The 16,434-nt window shown below is 41.0% G+C and carries 30 protein-coding genes; all 30 read right to left on the bottom strand.

Annotated features, from left to right (window positions below; translation table 11 throughout):
* Window positions 1-75 precede the first annotated feature (75 nt).
* The 30 genes from HT718_RS01065 to rplD all read right to left on the bottom strand — a co-directional run bounded on the left by HT718_RS01065 (window position 76) and on the right by rplD (window position 16,423).
* Window positions 76-768 carry a histidine phosphatase family protein gene (locus HT718_RS01065; RefSeq protein WP_173266683.1) on the bottom strand — a complete coding sequence of 231 codons (693 nt, stop codon included), beginning with the start codon at window positions 766-768 and terminating at the stop codon, window positions 76-78.
* Between the two features lie 244 nt (window positions 769-1,012).
* Window positions 1,013-2,350, bottom strand: coding sequence for a PFL family protein (locus HT718_RS01060; protein ID WP_173266681.1), 1,338 nt, complete (start codon window positions 2,348-2,350; stop codon window positions 1,013-1,015).
* Window positions 2,351-2,359: 9 nt separating this feature from the next.
* Window positions 2,360-2,626: an ACT domain-containing protein gene (locus HT718_RS01055; protein ID WP_000644124.1), complete on the bottom strand. Its 267-nt coding sequence runs from the start codon at window positions 2,624-2,626 to the stop codon at window positions 2,360-2,362.
* 264 nt (window positions 2,627-2,890) lie between these two features.
* A complete protein-coding gene (gene rplQ / locus HT718_RS01050) occupies window positions 2,891-3,277 on the bottom strand; it encodes a 50S ribosomal protein L17 (protein WP_000331493.1) in 387 nt (128 codons plus the stop codon).
* An 11-nt stretch (window positions 3,278-3,288) separates the two neighbouring features.
* On the bottom strand, window positions 3,289-4,224 hold the full coding sequence (locus tag HT718_RS01045) for a DNA-directed RNA polymerase subunit alpha (RefSeq protein WP_000568988.1): 936 nt from the start codon (window positions 4,222-4,224) through the stop codon (window positions 3,289-3,291).
* 42 nt (window positions 4,225-4,266) lie between these two features.
* The gene (gene rpsK, locus HT718_RS01040; protein ID WP_001118385.1) at window positions 4,267-4,650 is read right to left on the bottom strand and encodes a 30S ribosomal protein S11; all 384 of its coding nucleotides are present in this window, start codon (window positions 4,648-4,650) and stop codon (window positions 4,267-4,269) included.
* Window positions 4,651-4,667: 17 nt separating this feature from the next.
* The gene (rpsM, locus tag HT718_RS01035) at window positions 4,668-5,033 is read right to left on the bottom strand and encodes a 30S ribosomal protein S13 (RefSeq protein ID WP_000090781.1); all 366 of its coding nucleotides are present in this window, start codon (window positions 5,031-5,033) and stop codon (window positions 4,668-4,670) included.
* A gap of 17 nt (window positions 5,034-5,050) precedes the next feature.
* Window positions 5,051-5,167, bottom strand: coding sequence for a 50S ribosomal protein L36 (gene rpmJ / locus HT718_RS01030; protein ID WP_001808836.1), 117 nt, complete (start codon window positions 5,165-5,167; stop codon window positions 5,051-5,053).
* Window positions 5,168-5,191: 24 nt separating this feature from the next.
* Window positions 5,192-5,410, bottom strand: coding sequence for a translation initiation factor IF-1 (gene infA / locus HT718_RS01025; RefSeq protein WP_001029883.1), 219 nt, complete (start codon window positions 5,408-5,410; stop codon window positions 5,192-5,194).
* Between the two features lie 116 nt (window positions 5,411-5,526).
* Window positions 5,527-6,165, bottom strand: coding sequence for an adenylate kinase (locus HT718_RS01020; RefSeq protein ID WP_001050436.1), 639 nt, complete (start codon window positions 6,163-6,165; stop codon window positions 5,527-5,529).
* Window positions 6,166-6,420: 255 nt separating this feature from the next.
* On the bottom strand, window positions 6,421-7,731 hold the full coding sequence (secY, locus tag HT718_RS01015; RefSeq protein ID WP_173266678.1) for a preprotein translocase subunit SecY: 1,311 nt from the start codon (window positions 7,729-7,731) through the stop codon (window positions 6,421-6,423).
* Window positions 7,732-7,743: 12 nt separating this feature from the next.
* Entirely contained in the window at window positions 7,744-8,184 is a 441-nt protein-coding gene (gene rplO, locus HT718_RS01010; RefSeq protein WP_000766087.1) for a 50S ribosomal protein L15, read from the bottom strand.
* Window positions 8,185-8,328: 144 nt separating this feature from the next.
* A complete protein-coding gene (rpmD, locus tag HT718_RS01005) occupies window positions 8,329-8,511 on the bottom strand; it encodes a 50S ribosomal protein L30 (protein WP_000057241.1) in 183 nt (60 codons plus the stop codon).
* A gap of 13 nt (window positions 8,512-8,524) precedes the next feature.
* Complete coding sequence (gene rpsE / locus HT718_RS01000; protein ID WP_000874202.1) at window positions 8,525-9,019, bottom strand: 30S ribosomal protein S5; 495 nt, start codon at window positions 9,017-9,019, stop codon at window positions 8,525-8,527.
* A gap of 17 nt (window positions 9,020-9,036) precedes the next feature.
* Window positions 9,037-9,393 carry a 50S ribosomal protein L18 gene (gene rplR, locus HT718_RS00995; RefSeq protein WP_000624044.1) on the bottom strand — a complete coding sequence of 119 codons (357 nt, stop codon included), beginning with the start codon at window positions 9,391-9,393 and terminating at the stop codon, window positions 9,037-9,039.
* Window positions 9,394-9,476: 83 nt separating this feature from the next.
* Window positions 9,477-10,013, bottom strand: a complete 537-nt coding sequence (gene rplF, locus HT718_RS00990) for a 50S ribosomal protein L6 (RefSeq protein WP_000086639.1) — start codon at window positions 10,011-10,013, stop codon at window positions 9,477-9,479.
* 188 nt (window positions 10,014-10,201) lie between these two features.
* Window positions 10,202-10,600 (bottom strand): 30S ribosomal protein S8, encoded by a 399-nt coding sequence (rpsH, locus tag HT718_RS00985; RefSeq protein WP_000245504.1) that lies wholly within the window; start codon window positions 10,598-10,600, stop codon window positions 10,202-10,204.
* 181 nt (window positions 10,601-10,781) lie between these two features.
* Window positions 10,782-10,967: a type Z 30S ribosomal protein S14 gene (locus HT718_RS00980; RefSeq protein WP_001085697.1), complete on the bottom strand. Its 186-nt coding sequence runs from the start codon at window positions 10,965-10,967 to the stop codon at window positions 10,782-10,784.
* Window positions 10,968-10,984: 17 nt separating this feature from the next.
* Entirely contained in the window at window positions 10,985-11,527 is a 543-nt protein-coding gene (gene rplE, locus HT718_RS00975) for a 50S ribosomal protein L5 (RefSeq protein ID WP_000013542.1), read from the bottom strand.
* A gap of 23 nt (window positions 11,528-11,550) precedes the next feature.
* Window positions 11,551-11,856: a 50S ribosomal protein L24 gene (gene rplX / locus HT718_RS00970; protein WP_000497691.1), complete on the bottom strand. Its 306-nt coding sequence runs from the start codon at window positions 11,854-11,856 to the stop codon at window positions 11,551-11,553.
* 77 nt (window positions 11,857-11,933) lie between these two features.
* Window positions 11,934-12,302 (bottom strand): 50S ribosomal protein L14, encoded by a 369-nt coding sequence (rplN, locus tag HT718_RS00965; protein ID WP_000616545.1) that lies wholly within the window; start codon window positions 12,300-12,302, stop codon window positions 11,934-11,936.
* Between the two features lie 25 nt (window positions 12,303-12,327).
* Window positions 12,328-12,588, bottom strand: a complete 261-nt coding sequence (rpsQ, locus tag HT718_RS00960; protein WP_000440801.1) for a 30S ribosomal protein S17 — start codon at window positions 12,586-12,588, stop codon at window positions 12,328-12,330.
* Between the two features lie 24 nt (window positions 12,589-12,612).
* Window positions 12,613-12,819 carry a 50S ribosomal protein L29 gene (gene rpmC / locus HT718_RS00955; protein WP_000772918.1) on the bottom strand — a complete coding sequence of 69 codons (207 nt, stop codon included), beginning with the start codon at window positions 12,817-12,819 and terminating at the stop codon, window positions 12,613-12,615.
* A gap of 9 nt (window positions 12,820-12,828) precedes the next feature.
* The gene (rplP, locus tag HT718_RS00950) at window positions 12,829-13,242 is read right to left on the bottom strand and encodes a 50S ribosomal protein L16 (RefSeq protein WP_000960946.1); all 414 of its coding nucleotides are present in this window, start codon (window positions 13,240-13,242) and stop codon (window positions 12,829-12,831) included.
* A gap of 3 nt (window positions 13,243-13,245) precedes the next feature.
* Window positions 13,246-13,899, bottom strand: a complete 654-nt coding sequence (gene rpsC / locus HT718_RS00945; protein WP_000529936.1) for a 30S ribosomal protein S3 — start codon at window positions 13,897-13,899, stop codon at window positions 13,246-13,248.
* A 12-nt stretch (window positions 13,900-13,911) separates the two neighbouring features.
* Window positions 13,912-14,256, bottom strand: a complete 345-nt coding sequence (gene rplV / locus HT718_RS00940) for a 50S ribosomal protein L22 (protein WP_000818137.1) — start codon at window positions 14,254-14,256, stop codon at window positions 13,912-13,914.
* An 11-nt stretch (window positions 14,257-14,267) separates the two neighbouring features.
* Window positions 14,268-14,549, bottom strand: a complete 282-nt coding sequence (gene rpsS / locus HT718_RS00935; protein ID WP_000533766.1) for a 30S ribosomal protein S19 — start codon at window positions 14,547-14,549, stop codon at window positions 14,268-14,270.
* Between the two features lie 103 nt (window positions 14,550-14,652).
* The gene (gene rplB / locus HT718_RS00930) at window positions 14,653-15,486 is read right to left on the bottom strand and encodes a 50S ribosomal protein L2 (protein ID WP_000512911.1); all 834 of its coding nucleotides are present in this window, start codon (window positions 15,484-15,486) and stop codon (window positions 14,653-14,655) included.
* Between the two features lie 17 nt (window positions 15,487-15,503).
* A complete protein-coding gene (locus HT718_RS00925) occupies window positions 15,504-15,800 on the bottom strand; it encodes a 50S ribosomal protein L23 (protein WP_001055347.1) in 297 nt (98 codons plus the stop codon).
* The gene (gene rplD / locus HT718_RS00920) at window positions 15,800-16,423 is read right to left on the bottom strand and encodes a 50S ribosomal protein L4 (RefSeq protein ID WP_000024537.1); all 624 of its coding nucleotides are present in this window, start codon (window positions 16,421-16,423) and stop codon (window positions 15,800-15,802) included. The genes HT718_RS00925 and rplD overlap by 1 nt, the downstream gene beginning before the upstream one ends.
* Between the last annotated feature and the right edge of the window lie 11 nt (window positions 16,424-16,434).

The following is a 16,434-nucleotide window of genomic DNA, read 5'->3' as shown; positions in this document are numbered from 1 at the left end:
CCAAGAAAGACTGAATCGCAAATCCAGCTTATATAACAGTATAAAAAATTAGCCCCCATTTGGAGCTAACTTCTATTAACTATTTGTCTCTTGCATCTTCTCCCGTCCTAGTTCTCGGTAACTACGGTCACCAACTACCTCAACGCTAAACTGGCCGTCCTCATATTCAAGTATCGTCACGCTACCATTATCAAGACCATGTGGATGCATACCATTAATCAGATAAACAATGGTTCCAATGGTCATTCCGTGGCTTACGACAAGGGCATTGCCTCCACCCTGCTCTTCCATTTCTTTGGCAATCGCTTCAAAACCTTCCTTGATTCGGCCACTGAGTTTTTCCCAGCCTTCAGCCCAACCAGCTGTATCAACCTCTACCAAACCCTCAGCCAGTTCAGCATAAGACAATTGGTGAACGTGGTCCACATTAAAGATACGAGGAATGATTCCCATGAAAAGATCACCGTCGTAGGCTCCATCAAAGCTACCAAAACACCATTCTCTGATTCGCTTGTCCATACGATAAGGAATTTTCCCCTGCAAGCCAAGTTCGTAAAGGATAATTCCCATGGTCTGAATGGTGCGACCAGAATCACTGGAATAAGCGCGCTCAAACTGTAGACCAGATTCTCGCAAACCAATCCCCAATTCTTGAATTCCTCGCTCACCTTCAGCTGTTAAGGGGGTATCGCTCCAACCTTGCGCGCGACCAATCGTGTTAAACATGGTCTTGCCATGACGTACCAAATACAATCGTACTTTTACCATTTTCCGTCCTCCGTTTGCTTCTATTATATCATGGATGATAAAACAAAAGCCACCCATACAGGCGACTTTTGCAGGAGATTATTATGAAAAAGTTTAGGAGTTCTATTAAATAAAGATATTAGATGAAAATCAAATTCAAACTAAATCAGTGTTATCTGTTTCAAATAATATTAGGAGGTCTTTATTTAATGATTATAGTATACACAGCTAACCTTAAATAGAACTTAAAATTTCTCCTATTTTCTTAATTTTTAAAACTATGAATTGGTGCTGGGATTTGCCCTCCACGCGAAATGAAATCAACAGACGAAGCTCCATTGACCTTCATAACAGGTGCAGTTCCTAATAGGCCACCAAACTCAATCATATCTCCTTCTTTTCCTTTTGGAATGATACGAACAGCCGTTGTCTTCATGTTAATAACACCAATTGCAGCTTCATCTGCAATCATAGCAGCAATGGTTTCAGCAGGCGTATCCTCTGGGATGGCAATCATATCCAATCCAACAGAACAGATAGCCGTCATGGCTTCTAGTTTTTCTAAATTAAGAGAACCAGTTTGCACTGCAGCAATCATCCCCTCATCCTCAGAGACGGGGATAAAGGCACCAGACAAACCACCGACTTGGTTGCAGGCCATCACTCCGCCCTTCTTAACTTGGTCGTTCAAGAGAGCCAAGGCAGCCGTCGTTCCATGCGTACCAACTGTTTCTAGTCCCATCTCCTCAAGGACACGTGCCACAGAATCCCCAACCGCAGGAGTTGGCGCCAAACTCAAGTCTACAATACCAAACTCCACACCCAATCTCTCGCTGGCCATTTGACCAACCAATTGACCGATACGAGTGATTTTAAAAGCAGTCTTCTTGACCGTTTCAGCTACTACATCAAAACTCTCTCCACGAACTTTTTCCAAGGCACGCTTCACCACACCAGGACCAGAAACCCCGACATTGATGATAACATCTGCTTCCCCAACACCGTGGAAGGCACCCGCCATAAATGGATTGTCCTCAACAGCATTAGCAAATACAACCAGCTTAGCTGCCCCCATATCAGATAGATGAGCCGTTTCCTTAATAATACGTCCCATATCTGCCACAGCCGTCATATTAATACCAGACTTGCTTGAGCCGATATTAACTGACGAGCAGACCTTGTCCGTTTCTGCCAAAGCACGAGGAATAGAATTGATGAGAATCTCATCTCCCTTTTGATAACCCTTTTGTACCAAGGCAGAAAAACCACCAATAAAGTCCACACCAATCTCTTTCGCAGCCTTATCAAGCGCTTTTGCCAGAACCACGTAGTCCGTCGCATCTGTCGCAGCTCCAATCAGAGAAATAGGAGTCACCGATACACGCTTATTAACGATTGGAATTCCCAACTCAGCCGCAATCTCATCCCCAACAGCCACTAAATTAGCCGCCTTAGTCGTAATCTTTTGATAAATTTTCTCAGCAGCACGATTGATATCTGGATCGATACAGTCCAAAAGGGAAATTCCCATAGTAATGGTTCTGATATCGAAGTTTTGCTCCTCAATCATGGCGATGGTTTCAGTAACTTGTCTAATATCCATGTGTAACTCCTAAATATTATACATAGCTTCAAAAATCGCAGCACTTTGAATATTAATTTTCACATTCAAAGTTTGTCCAAAAGCTTCGAATTCATTACGAAGATAAGTGAAATCTTGCTTTTCATCACTAGAGACGACAGCCATCATCGTAAAATATTCATCCAAAACAGTTTGAGAGATATCGTCTATGTTCAAACCCAATTCTGCAATTTTACCAGAAACACCTGCAACAATTCCAGATTTATCTTTACCAACAACAGTTATAATCGCTTTCATAAGCAAACTCCAATTCTTCTTTTAATAGGAAACCTGAACATTAAACAGGATTCTTTTCAAATAGTATAGCATAATTCTAACTAAAATACTCAAAAACGCCTGCTTACGAAGTTGTTCTTAAGCAAAAAACAATTTCGTAAACAAGCGTCTACTATCCCAACTTACGATGAGTGTTCCCGCTAGGACCGAAATCCTAGCGGTAGACCAGAGCTAGACTAAGAGCACAAGACTCCATCATCATAACACTCAACAAAATTGATGATTTTATACTAATTCGATGATCGCCATTGGCGCTGCATCACCACGACGTGGTTCAGTTTTAAGGATACGAGTGTATCCACCGTTACGTTCAGCATAACGAGGTGCGATTTCTGAGAACAATTTTTGAAGTGCTGTAGTAGAAGTGTACTTATCAGTTGCTTCATCATAGTTTTCAGATGCGATTTCATTACGTACGAAAGCAGCTGCTTGACGACGTGCATGCAAATCACCACGTTTACCTAGAGTAATCATTTTTTCAACAGTTTTACGGATTTCTTTAGCACGAGCTTCAGTTGTCACGATTGATTCGTTGATCAAAAGGTCAGTTGTCAAATCGCGAAGCATTGCTTTACGTTGTGAGCTAGTGCGTCCTAGTTTACGGTAAGCCATGTATTCCTCCTTTATTTATCTTTTAATCCAAGACCCAAATCAATGAGTTTGAGTTTCACTTCTTCCAAACTCTTGCGTCCAAGATTTCGTACTTTCATCATCTCTGCTTCAGATTTTTCTGTCAAATCATGCACAGTATTGATACCGGCACGTTTCAAACAGTTGTATGAACGCACAGACAAGTCCAGTTCCTCAATCGTACGATCCAAAATACGGTCGTCAGATTCAGTATCAGCTTCTTTCATCACTTCAGTTGACTTAGCAATCTCAGTAAGATTTGTAAACAAATCAAGATGTTCTGTCAAAATACGTGCTGAAAGCCCTAAAGCATCTTCTGGAATAATTGTTCCATTTGTCAAGATTTCAAGGGTTAGTTTGTCAAAACCATCGTTGCTACCTACACGAGCAGGTTCAACTTGATAGTTGACTTTGGTAACTGGTGTATAAATAGAATCTACAGCAAGTGTCCCAACTGGTGCATTATCCTTTTTATTTTCATCTGCAGGTACATATCCACGACCACTGTTAACAGTCATAGTCGCTTTTAGAGAAGAACCTTCACCGATTGTAAAGAGATAATGATCTGGATTTACAATTTCAATATCGCTATCTGTCAAAATGTCACCAGCTGTTACTTCAGCAGGACCTTCAACATCCAGTTCGATGATTTTTTCGTCTTCAACGTACGATTTCACTGCAATTCCTTTAATGTTCAGAATGATTTGCATCACGTCTTCACGAACACCTGGAACTGTGTCAAACTCATGTAACACACCATCAATGTTAATAGATGTCACAGCTGCTCCTGGTAGAGAAGCTAGAAGTACACGACGAAGAGAGTTACCAAGAGTTGTACCGTAGCCACGTTCAAGTGGTTCGATTACAAACTTGCCATAATCTTTATTTTCATCAATTTTTGTTATATTTGGTTTTTCAAACTCGATCATTTAGTTACTCCCTCTTAAACGAAAAGCAGTGTAATGCGATGATTATACACGGCGACGTTTTGGAGGACGAGCACCATTGTGTGGCACTGGAGTCACATCACGAATTGCTGTTACTTCAAGACCAGCGGCAGCAAGCGCACGAATAGCTGACTCACGACCAGAACCTGGACCTTTTACAGTAACTTCAACTGATTTAAGACCGTGTTCTTGTGCAGATTTAGCAGCAGCTTCTGAAGCCATTTGAGCAGCGAATGGTGTAGATTTACGAGAACCTTTGAAACCAAGAGCACCAGCTGATGACCAAGCAATTGCATTACCATGCACATCAGTAATCATAACAATAGTGTTATTAAATGTAGCGTGAATATGAGCAATACCAGATTCGATATTCTTTTTCACACGACGTTTACGTGTTGGTTTAGCCAAGACTTTTACCTCCTATATTATTTTTTCTTACCAGCAATCGCAACAGCTTTACCTTTACGAGTGCGAGCGTTGTTTTTAGTGTTTTGTCCACGGACAGGAAGTCCACGACGGTGACGGATACCACGGTATGAACCGATTTCCATCAAACGTTTGATGTTCAAGTTTACTTCACGACGAAGGTCACCTTCAACTTTGATTGCATCCACTTCACGACGGATAGCATCTTCTTGATCTGATGTAAGATCACGTACACGAACATCTTCTGAGATTCCAGCAGCAGCCAAAATTTTCTTAGATGTTGCAAGTCCGATACCATAAACATAAGTCAATGAGATTACTACGCGTTTGTCATTTGGAATGTCAACTCCAGCAATACGAGCCATGTTTTCTCCTTTCTATCTTATCCTTGACGTTGTTTGTGTTTTGGATTTGCTGGGCAAATTACCATAACACGACCATTACGACGAATAACTTTACAGTATTCGCAAATTGGTTTGACCGATGGTCTTACTTTCATTTCTTATCCCTCCAAGTTTTTCGATTATTTAAAGCGGTAAGTGATACGTCCACGTGTCAAGTCATATGGACTCATTTCGACAGTAACACGATCTCCCGCTAAAATACGAATATAGTTTTTACGAATTTTACCAGAAACTGTTGCTAAAATCTGATGTCCATTTTCAAGTTCAACCGTAAACATTGCATTCGGCATTGTATCAACTACTTTGCCTTCAACTTCAATCACATCGTCTTTTGCCACGCAAAAGCACCTCCATAAATTTCGATTCGATGCCTCTAGACACAGAGACAACAATTATAAGTCAGACTATCTCAGTATAACATTTATAGCGGATTTTTGCAAGTGTGAAAAACGCTTTATTTCAAATTTGTCAATACTTTTTCGATATCTGAGAAGACATCATTGATATCTTGATTACCTTCGATATCATGAACCAAACCTTTGGCACGATAGTGAGCAATAATTGGTTCTCCTTGAGCAATATTAACGTCCAAACGACGTTTTACTGTCTCAGGTTTATCATCTTCACGTTGGTAGTAATCTTCTTCTTTATAGTCAACTGGTGGGTTAAAGACCTTGTGGAAAGTTTCTCCAGTTACGCGGTGGATGATACGACCACTCAAACGTTCCAAGAGGCTATCTGGATTCACTTCAATGTTGATGACACCTTCTAGTTCAATGCCAAGTTCAGCCAATGTTTTGTCCAAGGCATGAGCTTGTTCAATTGTACGTGGGTAACCATCCAACAAGAATCCTGTTTCTTTAATATCATCTTGTGAAAGACGTTCTTTTACGATTCCATTTGTAACTTCGTCAGGAACCAATTCACCCTTGTCAATGTATGACTTGGCAAGAACACCCATTTCAGTTTGATTTGCCATAGCAGCACGGAACATATCACCTGTTGAGATATGTGCAACATGGAATTGTTCTACGATTTTTGCTGCTTGAGTTCCCTTACCTGCACCAGGTAAGCCCATAATCAAAAGATTCATGATTTGATCTCCTTATTTTATTTTTAAATAGAAGCAAAAAGTCTTTTCACCCCTATTTAAAAACAAAATAGAAGAGGGGAGACCAAACTCTCACAAATGTCAGAGTTTAAACCTCCACTCCCTCAGCATTTACTGATTCATACTCAATGAAAATCAAAGAGCAAACTAGGAAGCTAGCCACAGGCTGTACTTGAGTACGGCAAGGGGAAGCTGACGTGGTTTGAAGAGATTTTCGAAGAGTATCAGTAAATACTTTTATTCTGTTCTATCCATGAAACCAACATACTTACGTTTCAATAGGTAACCTTCCAATTGTTTGATTCCTTCAATACCTGTAGAGATAATAATCAAAAGACTGGTTCCTCCAAAAGCAACTGCTTCTGAAAGTCCAAAGAAATCTTTTGCTACGATCGGTAAAATAGAAATCACACCAAGGAAGAGGGAACCAACAGTTGCAAGACGACGAAGAAGTTTAGACATATATTCTTCTGTACCTTTACCAGGACGAACTCCGTGGATATAGGCACCGCTCTTTTGTAGGTTCTCTGCCGCTTTTTCAGGATTAATCTGTACAAACGTATAGAAGAATGTAAAGAGAATAATCAACAAAGCATACATGGCAATACCAGTTGGTGAAGTTGTTGCCAACATTTCTTGTGCTGTTCTTACCCAAGCCCAATCATGACCTGTAGCGCTCAAAAATTGAAGAATAGCCGCTGGCGCTGCAGTAATCGAACTTGCAAAGATAACAGGGATAACTCCAGCAGGGTTTACTTTCAATGGAAGGTAAGAGCTAGATGGAGCACCTTGTGCAACCTTAGTATATTGGATTGGAATTTTGTATTCTGCTTGTTGAACATAAGTTGTAAAATAAATGATCAACAATACAGTAATAATCAAAATGATTACGAAAATGATAGACGAGTTGATACGGTCACTTGGAACGTTCACAAAGTAGTCCACATAGATGCCCTGAATCATCTCTGGAATTGAGGCAACAATTCCGGCAAAGATAATCATAGAAACACCATTTCCGTATCCCTTATCTGTAATTTGCTCTCCCAACCAAGTCACAATCATGCTACCAGCTGTTAAGATGATACCAATCATGATAAAGACTTGTGGAGTAAGAGCTGTTTTCAACAATTGAGCTCCAGCCAAAGTATTAAAACCAGCTGTAATCCCGATAGATTGCACAAAGGCTAGAACAAGAGCAATATAACGAGTAGCTTGATTTAATTTTCTTCGACCTACTTCCCCTTGTTTCCCCCACTCTACAAACTTGGGTAAAATATCCATTTGCAAGAGTTGGACAACGATAGAGGCCGTAATATAGGGGCTAACACCAAGAGCAAAAACTGAGAAGTTTTTCATGGCATTCCCTGAGACCAAGCTCAACATGTTTAAGAAGGATAATCCACTTAAAGCATTCAAGCTATTGGCATTCACACCAGGAACTGTAATACTAGTTCCGATACGAAAGACCAAAACGATAAAAATTGTAAATAAAATTTTTGATCGAACCTGCTTGACTTTAAGAGCTTCTCTTAATAATTTAAAAAACATAGGTCACCTCTCTTAGATGACTTCTACTGAACCACCTTTAGCAGTGATAGCTTCTTCAGCTGATTTAGAGAATTTAGCTGCTTTCACAGTCAATTTCTTAGTCAACTCACCGTTACCAAGAATTTTAATACCTGATTTTTCAGCTTTAACAATTCCTGCTTCGATAAGAACAACTGGAGTAACTTCAGCACCATCTTCAAAGACGTTCAATTGGTCAAGGTTCACAATTGCGTATTCTTTAGCGTTGATGTTAGTGAATCCACGTTTTGGAAGACGACGGAACAATGGAGTTTGTCCACCTTCAAAACCAAGGCGAACTCCGCCACCGCTACGAGCTTTTTGACCTTTTTGACCACGACCAGATGTTTTACCGTTACCTGATGAAGTACCACGACCAACGCGGTTACGTACTTTACGAGAACCTTCTGCAGGTTTCAATTCATGAAGTTTCATTTTTATTTTCTCCTCTTTTGTAAAATGCTAGCGCCGATAAGGGAGAAAAGGTTGTCTCCCCCATCAACTCGCCTATACGACATCATCATAGATGACTATATCTAGTTTTAGGGGATGGTATAGTGCACATCCCCTAAAAATTCATTAGTTTACTTCTTCAACTGTTACCAAGTGAGATACTGCTGTGATCATACCACGGATAGCAGCGTTATCTTCTTTAATAACAGAGCTGTTCAATTTGCCAAGTCCAAGTGCTACAACAGTTTTACGTTGTGATGGAATGCGTCCGATTGGAGACTTAGTCAAAGTAATTTTAATTTGAGCCATTTTATCCCCTTTCTTATGCCAAATCAGAAACTGAAATACCACGAAGGGCAGCAACTTCTTCAGCGCGTTTCAATTGTTTCAAACCTTCAACAGTTGCACGAACAATGTTGATTGGAGTGTTAGAACCAAGTGATTTAGATGTAATATCTGCCACACCTGCCAATTCCACAACGGCACGAACTGCACCACCAGCGGCAACTCCAGAACCTTCTACAGCAGGTTTCAACAATACTTTAGCTCCACCGAATTCTGAAAGAACTTCGTGTGGGATTGTTGTTCCAACCATAGGAACTTCGATCAAGTTTTTCTTAGCATCATCTACTGCTTTACGGATTGCTTCTGGAACTTCTTGAGCTTTACCAGTACCAAATCCTACGCGACCGTTGTGGTCACCAACAACAACAAGAGCTGCGAAACGAAGACGACGTCCACCTTTAACAACTTTTGTAACACGGTTGACAGCAACTACGCGTTCTTCTAATTCAACTGCATTGTCTTTAAATGCCATTTTCTAGTGTCCTCCTATTAGAATTTCAATCCGTTTTCACGAGCTGCATCAGCCAAAGCTTTCACACGTCCGTGATATAGATATCCACCGCGGTCGAACACCACTTCTGAAATACCTTTAGCGTTTGCACGTTCTGCAACGAGTTTACCGACAGCAACGGCTTGTTCAGTTTTAGTTCCTTTTGAAACTTCTTTGTCAAGAGTTGAAGCACTTGCGAGCGTTACACCCGCTACGTCATCAATCACTTGAGCGTAGATGCCTGTATTAGAACGGAATACGTTCAAACGTGGGCGATCAGCAGTTCCAGAGAGTTTTCCGCGAACGCGACGGTGGCGTTTTTGGCGGAGTTTGTTTTTATCTGGTTTTGAAATCACAGTTTTCACCTCTTTAGTTTTAAATCGTGTGCTATGCACAAAGTTGGAAAATAGGTTGGTGGTTGAGAATCAACCACTCAACATTATTTACCTGTTTTACCTTCTTTACGGCGAACGAATTCACCAACGTAACGGATACCTTTACCTTTATATGGTTCTGGTGAACGAAGGCTACGTACGTAAGCAGCTGTTTGACCAACTACTTCTTTTGAAATTCCGCTAACAATGATTGTTGTTGGGTTTGGAAGTTCAAAAGTAATTCCTTCTGGAGCTTCAACTTCATCTGGATGAGATTTACCAACAGCCAAAACAAGTTTAGATCCTTGAAGTTGTGCACGGTAACCAACCCCGCGCATTTCAAGTTCTTTCTTGAATCCTTCTGATACACCAACAACCATGTTGTTCAAAAGAGCACGAGTAGTTCCGTGGATAGTTTTCATTTCTTTTGAATCGTTTGGACGGTGAAGAGTTACTTCAGTACCTTCCACACGGATTTCAATATCTTTTGAGAACTCACGAGTAAGTTCTCCTTTAGGTCCTTTTACAGTTACAACGTTGTCATTGTTAGTGAGTTCAACACCAGCAGGCAACACGATAACTTTATTACCAATACGTGACATGTTTATTTTCTCCTGTTAAATTGTCAGGCCAGAACGGCCAGTTTTCACGGGGGCTAAATCGATTTCTCGATTTAAAGGAACATTTAGGTTTCAATTTCAAAGTGAATCTAGGCATCGTCTCGCAGGCATAACTTTGGGTTAGGCAAGAGACGATAACGACGAGTCACAAAGAAATTGGGAGCTAAATATTACCAAACGTAAGCGATAACCTCACCACCAACATTCTTTTGGCGTGCTTCTTTATCAGTAAGCAAACCTTCAGAAGTTGAAAGGATAGCAATTCCAAGTCCGTTAAGAACTTTTGGAAGGTCTTCACGTTTTTTGTAGACACGAAGTCCTGGTTTAGAAACACGTTTCAAGTTAGTGATAACTTTTTCACCGTTTGGTCCGTATTTAAGGAATACACGGATGATGCCTTGTTTGTCATCTTCGATGATTTCAACGTTTTTTACAAAACCTTCGCGTTTAAGGATTTCAGCAATCCCTTTTTTGATGTTTGATGCAGGTACTTCAAGTACTTCGTGTTTAGCTTGGTTAGCGTTACGAATACGAGTTAGGAAGTCTGCGATTGGGTCAGTCATAACCATTTTGTTTTTCTCCTCTTACTAGTAGTTTGCAAGTGGCACTTGCTAGTTAATGATTGAGCTAAGCTCAGAATATGTTTCTAGGTTTCAATTCCTAAGTGATTCTAGGCATCTTGCTTGCAGGCATAACTTGAGTTAGTCAAAAGCAGATAACGACGAATCACGACGGGATTGAAAGCTAGAATTACCAAGATGCTTTTGTTACACCAGGAATTTGTCCTTTGTAAGCTAATTCACGGAAGCAAACACGGCAAAGTTTAAATTTGCGGTAAACTGAATGTGGACGACCACATTTTTCACAACGAGTATAAGCTTGAGTAGAGAACTTCGCTGGACGTTTGTTCTTAGCAATCATTGATTTTTTAGCCATTAGATTTACCTCCTATATTATTTTGCAAAAGGCATTCCAAGGCCTGTAAGCAATGCACGTGACTCTTCGTCAGTGTTAGCAGTTGTTACGATAACGATGTCAAGACCACGAGTTTTGTCAACGTCATCGAAGTTGATTTCTGGGAAAATCAATTGTTCTTTCACACCAAGTGTGTAGTTTCCGCGTCCGTCAAATGATTTTGTTGGAACACCGTGGAAGTCACGTACACGTGGAAGTGAAACTGATACCAATTTATCCAAGAATTCGTACATACGTTCACCACGAAGGGTAACTTTTGCACCGATCGCAACACCTTCACGAAGACGGAAGCCGGCGATTGATTTTTTAGCTTTAGTGATAAGTGGTTTTTGACCTGAGATAAGTGCCAATTCTTCAGCAGCTTTTTCAAGGCTTTTAGCGTTTGATACAGCTTCTCCAACACCCATGTTCAAAACGATCTTATCTACTTTAGGCACAGCCATCACTGATGAGTAGTTGAATTGTTCTGTCAAAGCAGGAACTACTTCATTAAGATATTTTTCTTTTAAACGATTTGCCATTATACTTCTCCTTTCCTTCGTGATTAATCAAGCACTTCGCCTGATTTTTTGTTGTAGCGAACTTTTTTACCGTCTACAAATTTGTAACCAACACGACCAGCTACACCATTTTTGTCCAAAACTTGAACGTTTGATACGTGGATAGCTGCTTCTTTCTCGATGATACCACCTTGAGGAAGTTCGTTAGTTGGACGTTGGTGTTTCTTAACGATGTTAACACCTTCAACGATAACTTTGTTTACTTTTGGAAGGGCAGTAAGGACAACAGCTTCTGTTCCCTTATCTTTACCAGCGATTACGCGAACTTTGTCGCCTTTTTTTACAAACATTAGGTTTCTCCTTGATTTTTCTTACGCCCATAAGGGCACCCTAGCTTGAAGCTAGGGGACTAGTTTGTTTTTAAAAATTAAAGTACTTCTGGAGCAAGTGACACGATCTTCATGAAGCCACCTTCACGCAATTCACGTGCAACTGGGCCAAAGATACGTGTTCCGCGAGGAGTTTTGTCTTCACGGATGATAACTGCTGCGTTTTCGTCAAATTTGATGTATGAACCATCAGCACGACGAGCACCTGATTTAGTACGAACGATAACTGCTTTAACAACGTCACCTTTTTTAACCGCACCACCAGGAGTAGCTTGTTTTACAGATGCCACGATAACATCACCGATGTTTGCAAATTTACGTCCTGAACCACCAAGAACTTTGATAGTCAAGATTTCGCGAGCACCGCTGTTGTCTGCGACTTTCAAACGAGTTTCTGTTTGAATCATTTCAGTTTTCTCCTTTCAGGTTTGATTAGATGATGACCGCTTCTTCAACAACTTCTACAAGACGGAAACGTTTTGTAGCTGAAAGCGGACGAGTTTCCATGATACGTACGATATCGCCTTCTTTGGCAACATTGTTTTCATCATGAGCTTTGTATTTTTTAGAGTAGTTAATACGTTTACCATAGACTGGGTGGTTACGTTTTGTTTCAACTACAACTGTGATTGTCTTGTCCATTTTGTCAGATACAACACGTCCAACAAGAACTTTACGATTATTGCGTTCCATTGAAATTTCTCCTTCCCTAGTCTATTATTTCGCTTCAGATTGAACTGTTTTGATACGAGCGATTTGTTTTTTAACTTCTTTCAAGCGAGCTGTTTGTTCCAATTGACCAGTAGCAGCTTGGAAACGAAGTTCAAACAATTCTTTTTTCAATTCGTTTTCGCGCTTCGCGAGTTCTTCTTGAGAAAGACCACGAAGTTCTTTAACAAATTCTTTTACTTCATTAAGTTTCATGCCTTCTCCTTATTCTGCTTCACGTTTTACGAATTTACATTTAACTGGCAATTTGTGGCTAGCAAGACGAAGCGCTTCACGTGCAATCTCTTCAGATACACCAGCGATTTCGAACATCACTTTACCACGTTTAACTGGTGCTACCCAACCTTCAGGTGCCCCTTTACCAGATCCCATACGCACACCGATAGCTTTAGCAGTGTATGATTTGTGTGGGAAGATTTTAATCCAAACTTTACCACCACGTTTCATGTAACGAGTCATGGCGATACGAGCAGCTTCGATTTGGCGGTTAGTGATCCAGTGGCTAGTTGTAGCTTGAAGACCGTATTCACCGAATGCTACTTCTTTTCCACCTTTTGCTTCACCGCGCATTTTTCCACGGAATTCACGACGGTGTTTAACACGTTTAGGTACTAACATTGGTTATTTACCTCCTTTAGTGTTTTTGCGAGCTGGAAGAACTTCACCACGGTAGATCCATACTTTAACACCAAGTTTACCGTATGTAGTATCTGCTTCTTCCCAAGCGTAATCGATATCTGCACGAAGTGTGTGAAGTGGAACAGTTCCTTCAGAGTATCCTTCAGCACGGGCGATATCTGCACCGTTCAAACGACCTGATACTTGAGTTTTGATTCCTTTAGCTCCAGCACGCATTGCACGTTGGATTGCTTGTTTTTGTGCACGACGGAAAGCCACACGTTGCTCCAATTGACGAGCAATTCCTTCACCTACAAGGTGAGCATCCAAATCAGGTTGTTTGATTTCGATGATGTTGATGTGTACTTGTTTTCCAGTCAATTTGTTAAGTTTTGCACGGAGTGCATCAACGTTAGCACCACCTTTACCGATAACCATACCTGGTTTAGCAGTGTGAAGTGAAACGTTAACTTTGTTTACTGCGCGTTCGATTTCGATAGTTGAAACTGCTGCGTCAGCAAGTTCTTTTTGAACGAATTTACGGATTGCAAGATCTTCATGAAGGTAATCCGCGTATTCTTTTTCAGCATACCATTTGGCATCCCAATCACGGATGATGCCGACACGCATACCAATTGGATGTACTTTTTGACCCACGATTTTACCTCCTTATTTTTCTGCAACAGCTACAGTGATGTGAGCTGTACGTTTGTTGATTGGTGAAGCTGAACCTTTCGCACGTGGACGGAAACGTTTCATAGTTGGTCCTTCGTTTGCGAATGCTTCAGATACTACCAAGTTAGCTTTATCCAAACCAAAGTTGTTTTCAGCGTTAGCTACAGCTGAGTTCAAAACTTTCAAGATGATTTCAGCAGCTTTGTTTGGAGTGAATGTCAAGATTGCGATTGCATCGGCTACGCTTTTACCACGGATGTTATCAAGAACAAGACGTGATTTACGAGGTGAAACACGTACTGTACGAGCCATTGCTTTAGCTGAAGTAATTTCTGCCATTTATGTTCTCCTTATTTTCTACGTGTTTTCTTGTCGTCTGCAGCGTGACCTTTGTAAGTACGAGTTGGTGCAAATTCACCAAGTTTGTGACCTACCATGTCTTCTTGGATGTAAACAGGTACGTGTTTACGTCCGTCATAAACTGCAATAGTGTAACCAATGAAACTTGGGAAGATCGTTGAACGACGTGACCAAGTTTTAATAACTTTTTTCTTTTCGTCGTTAGCTTGAGCTTCAACTTTTTTCATCAAATGCTCATCGACGAAAGGTCCTTTTTTAAGACTGCGTCCCATTTTTATATTTTCTCCTTTAAATGTTGTACCACAGCGGCTTGCGCTCACATGGAGCGCTACCGAGCTGGCGGATTTACTAGTTGCTTAAGCGACTAGTTTAATATTATTTCTCGTTGCGACGACGAACGATAAGTTTGTCAGATTTCGCTTTCTTGTTACGAGTTTTAAGACCAAGAGCAGGTTTGCCCCATGGAGTAGATGGTGCTTTACGACCAACCGGTGCTTTACCTTCACCACCACCGTGTGGGTGATCGTTAGGGTTCATTACAGAACCACGAACTGTTGGGCGGATACCTTTCCAACGGCTACGTCCTGCTTTACCAAGGTTTACAAGTCCATGTTGTTCGTTTCCGACAACACCAACTGTAGCACGGCAAGTTCCAAGAATCATACGAACTTCACCTGATTGAAGACGAACAAGTACGTATTTACCTTCAGAACCCAATACTTGAGCAGATGCTCCAGCAGCACGTACCAATTCACCACCACGACCTGGTTTCAACTCGATGTTGTGGATCAAAGTACCAACTGGGATGTTAGCAAGTGGAAGAGCGTTTCCGACTTTGATATCTGCTTCTGGACCTGAAACGATACGTTGACCTACTTCAAGACCTTTTGGAGCGATGATGTATGCTTTCACACCGTCAGTGTAGTGTACCAGAGCGATGTTTGCAGAACGGTTTGGATCGTACTCGATAGTTTTAACAACTGCTTCAACGTTGTCTTTGTTACGTTTGAAGTCAACCAAACGGTAGAAACGTTTGTGTCCACCACCTTGGTGACGAACAGTGATACGACCGTTGTTGTTACGACCAGCCTTGCTCTTCAATGCAACAAGCAATGATTTTTCAGGAGTGCTTGTTGTGATTTCAGCGAAATCCAAAGAAGTCATATTACGGCGACCGTTTGTTGTTGGTTTATAAACACGAATTCCCACGATATTTCCTCCTTAGATTATTCAGCTTCAGCAGCAAACAACTCGATTGCTTTTGAATCAGCTGTAAGTGTGATGATAGCTTTTTTAGTTTTGTTAGTAAAACCAGTGTAACGTCCAACACGTTTAGCTTTAGGTTTTACGTTGATTGTGTTAACGTTGGCAACTTTAACACCTTCGAAAGCAGCTTCAACAGCTTGCTTAATCAAAAGTTTGTGTGCACGAGTGTCAACTTCAAATACATATTTCCCTGCTTCAAGTTGAGCCATTGAGCTTTCAGTGATGACAGGTTTTTTGATAACATCATACAAATTCATTATGCAAGAACCTCCTCGATTTTAGAGATAGCTGCTTGTGTGACAAGAAGTTTGTCGCTATTTGCGATGTCAAGAACACTTGCAGTTGTAGCAGTTGCAACTTTCACGTTTGGAAGGTTACGAGCTGAAAGAGCTGCGAATTCATTTCCTTCTTCAAGGATAACAAGAACTTTAGAATCGATGCTCAATGCTGCAAGAACTTTTGCAAATTCAGCAGTTTTTGGAGCTGTAAATGAAAGAGCGTCTACAGCTACGAATTTGTTTTCAGCAACTTTTTCAGAGTAAACTGATTTAAGAGCTAGGCGACGAACTTTTTGTGGAAGTTTGTAGCCATATGAACGTGGAGTTGGTCCGAAGACAACACCACCACCACGCCATTGTGGTGAGCGGATAGAACCTTGACGAGCACGTCCAGTTCCTTTTTGACGCCATGGTTTGCGTCCACCACCTGATACTGCAGAGCGGTTTTTAACAGCGTGTGTTCCTTGACGAAGGCTTGCGCGTTGGCTGATGATCACATCAAACACAACTGATTCATTTGGTTCAATACCAAATACTGCATCGTTAAGAACAACTTGGCCAGCTTCTTTACCAGTTTGGTCAAATAATGTTACGTTTGCCATTGTGACTGATT

This window comes from Streptococcus sp. 714, from assembly GCF_013277115.1.
Taxonomy (GTDB): Bacteria; Bacillota; Bacilli; order Lactobacillales; family Streptococcaceae; genus Streptococcus.
The sequence above is the reverse complement of the archived record's forward strand: the minus strand, read 5'-3'. Positions and strand labels throughout refer to the sequence as shown.

Excerpts from the sequence above, each read along its gene's own strand:
- rplO (WP_000766087.1), bottom strand. The coding sequence starts at position 8,184 with ATGAAACTTCATGAATTGAAACCTGCAGAAGGTTCTCGTAAAGTACGT.
- rplX (WP_000497691.1), bottom strand. The coding sequence starts at position 11,856 with ATGTTTGTAAAAAAAGGCGACAAAGTTCGCGTAATCGCTGGTAAAGAT.
- HT718_RS01060 (WP_173266681.1), bottom strand. The coding sequence starts at position 2,350 with ATGGATATTAGACAAGTTACTGAAACCATCGCCATGATTGAGGAGCAA.
- HT718_RS01020 (WP_001050436.1), bottom strand. The coding sequence starts at position 6,165 with ATGAATCTTTTGATTATGGGCTTACCTGGTGCAGGTAAGGGAACTCAA.
- rpsE (WP_000874202.1), bottom strand. The coding sequence starts at position 9,019 with ATGGCATTTAAAGACAATGCAGTTGAATTAGAAGAACGCGTAGTTGCT.
- rpsM (WP_000090781.1), bottom strand. The coding sequence starts at position 5,033 with ATGGCTCGTATTGCTGGAGTTGACATTCCAAATGACAAACGCGTAGTA.
- rplD (WP_000024537.1), bottom strand. The coding sequence starts at position 16,423 with ATGGCAAACGTAACATTATTTGACCAAACTGGTAAAGAAGCTGGCCAA.
- HT718_RS01065 (WP_173266683.1), bottom strand. The coding sequence starts at position 768 with ATGGTAAAAGTACGATTGTATTTGGTACGTCATGGCAAGACCATGTTT.
- rplF (WP_000086639.1), bottom strand. The coding sequence starts at position 10,013 with ATGTCACGTATTGGTAATAAAGTTATCGTGTTGCCTGCTGGTGTTGAA.
- rpmC (WP_000772918.1), bottom strand. The coding sequence starts at position 12,819 with ATGAAACTTAATGAAGTAAAAGAATTTGTTAAAGAACTTCGTGGTCTT.
- HT718_RS00925 (WP_001055347.1), bottom strand. The coding sequence starts at position 15,800 with ATGAATTTGTATGATGTTATCAAAAAACCTGTCATCACTGAAAGCTCA.
- HT718_RS01055 (WP_000644124.1), bottom strand. The coding sequence starts at position 2,626 with ATGAAAGCGATTATAACTGTTGTTGGTAAAGATAAATCTGGAATTGTT.
- rplE (WP_000013542.1), bottom strand. The coding sequence starts at position 11,527 with ATGGCAAATCGTTTAAAAGAAAAATATCTTAATGAAGTAGTTCCTGCT.
- rpmD (WP_000057241.1), bottom strand. The coding sequence starts at position 8,511 with ATGGCTCAAATTAAAATTACTTTGACTAAGTCTCCAATCGGACGCATT.
- rplV (WP_000818137.1), bottom strand. The coding sequence starts at position 14,256 with ATGGCAGAAATTACTTCAGCTAAAGCAATGGCTCGTACAGTACGTGTT.
- rpsS (WP_000533766.1), bottom strand. The coding sequence starts at position 14,549 with ATGGGACGCAGTCTTAAAAAAGGACCTTTCGTCGATGAGCATTTGATG.
- HT718_RS00980 (WP_001085697.1), bottom strand. The coding sequence starts at position 10,967 with ATGGCTAAAAAATCAATGATTGCTAAGAACAAACGTCCAGCGAAGTTC.
- rplN (WP_000616545.1), bottom strand. The coding sequence starts at position 12,302 with ATGATTCAAACAGAAACTCGTTTGAAAGTCGCAGACAACAGCGGTGCT.
- rpsH (WP_000245504.1), bottom strand. The coding sequence starts at position 10,600 with ATGGTTATGACTGACCCAATCGCAGACTTCCTAACTCGTATTCGTAAC.
- rpsQ (WP_000440801.1), bottom strand. The coding sequence starts at position 12,588 with ATGGAACGCAATAATCGTAAAGTTCTTGTTGGACGTGTTGTATCTGAC.
- secY (WP_173266678.1), bottom strand. The coding sequence starts at position 7,731 with ATGTTTTTTAAATTATTAAGAGAAGCTCTTAAAGTCAAGCAGGTTCGA.
- rplP (WP_000960946.1), bottom strand. The coding sequence starts at position 13,242 with ATGTTAGTACCTAAACGTGTTAAACACCGTCGTGAATTCCGTGGAAAA.
- HT718_RS01045 (WP_000568988.1), bottom strand. The coding sequence starts at position 4,224 with ATGATCGAGTTTGAAAAACCAAATATAACAAAAATTGATGAAAATAAA.
- rplQ (WP_000331493.1), bottom strand. The coding sequence starts at position 3,277 with ATGGCTTACCGTAAACTAGGACGCACTAGCTCACAACGTAAAGCAATG.
- rpmJ (WP_001808836.1), bottom strand. The coding sequence starts at position 5,167 with ATGAAAGTAAGACCATCGGTCAAACCAATTTGCGAATACTGTAAAGTT.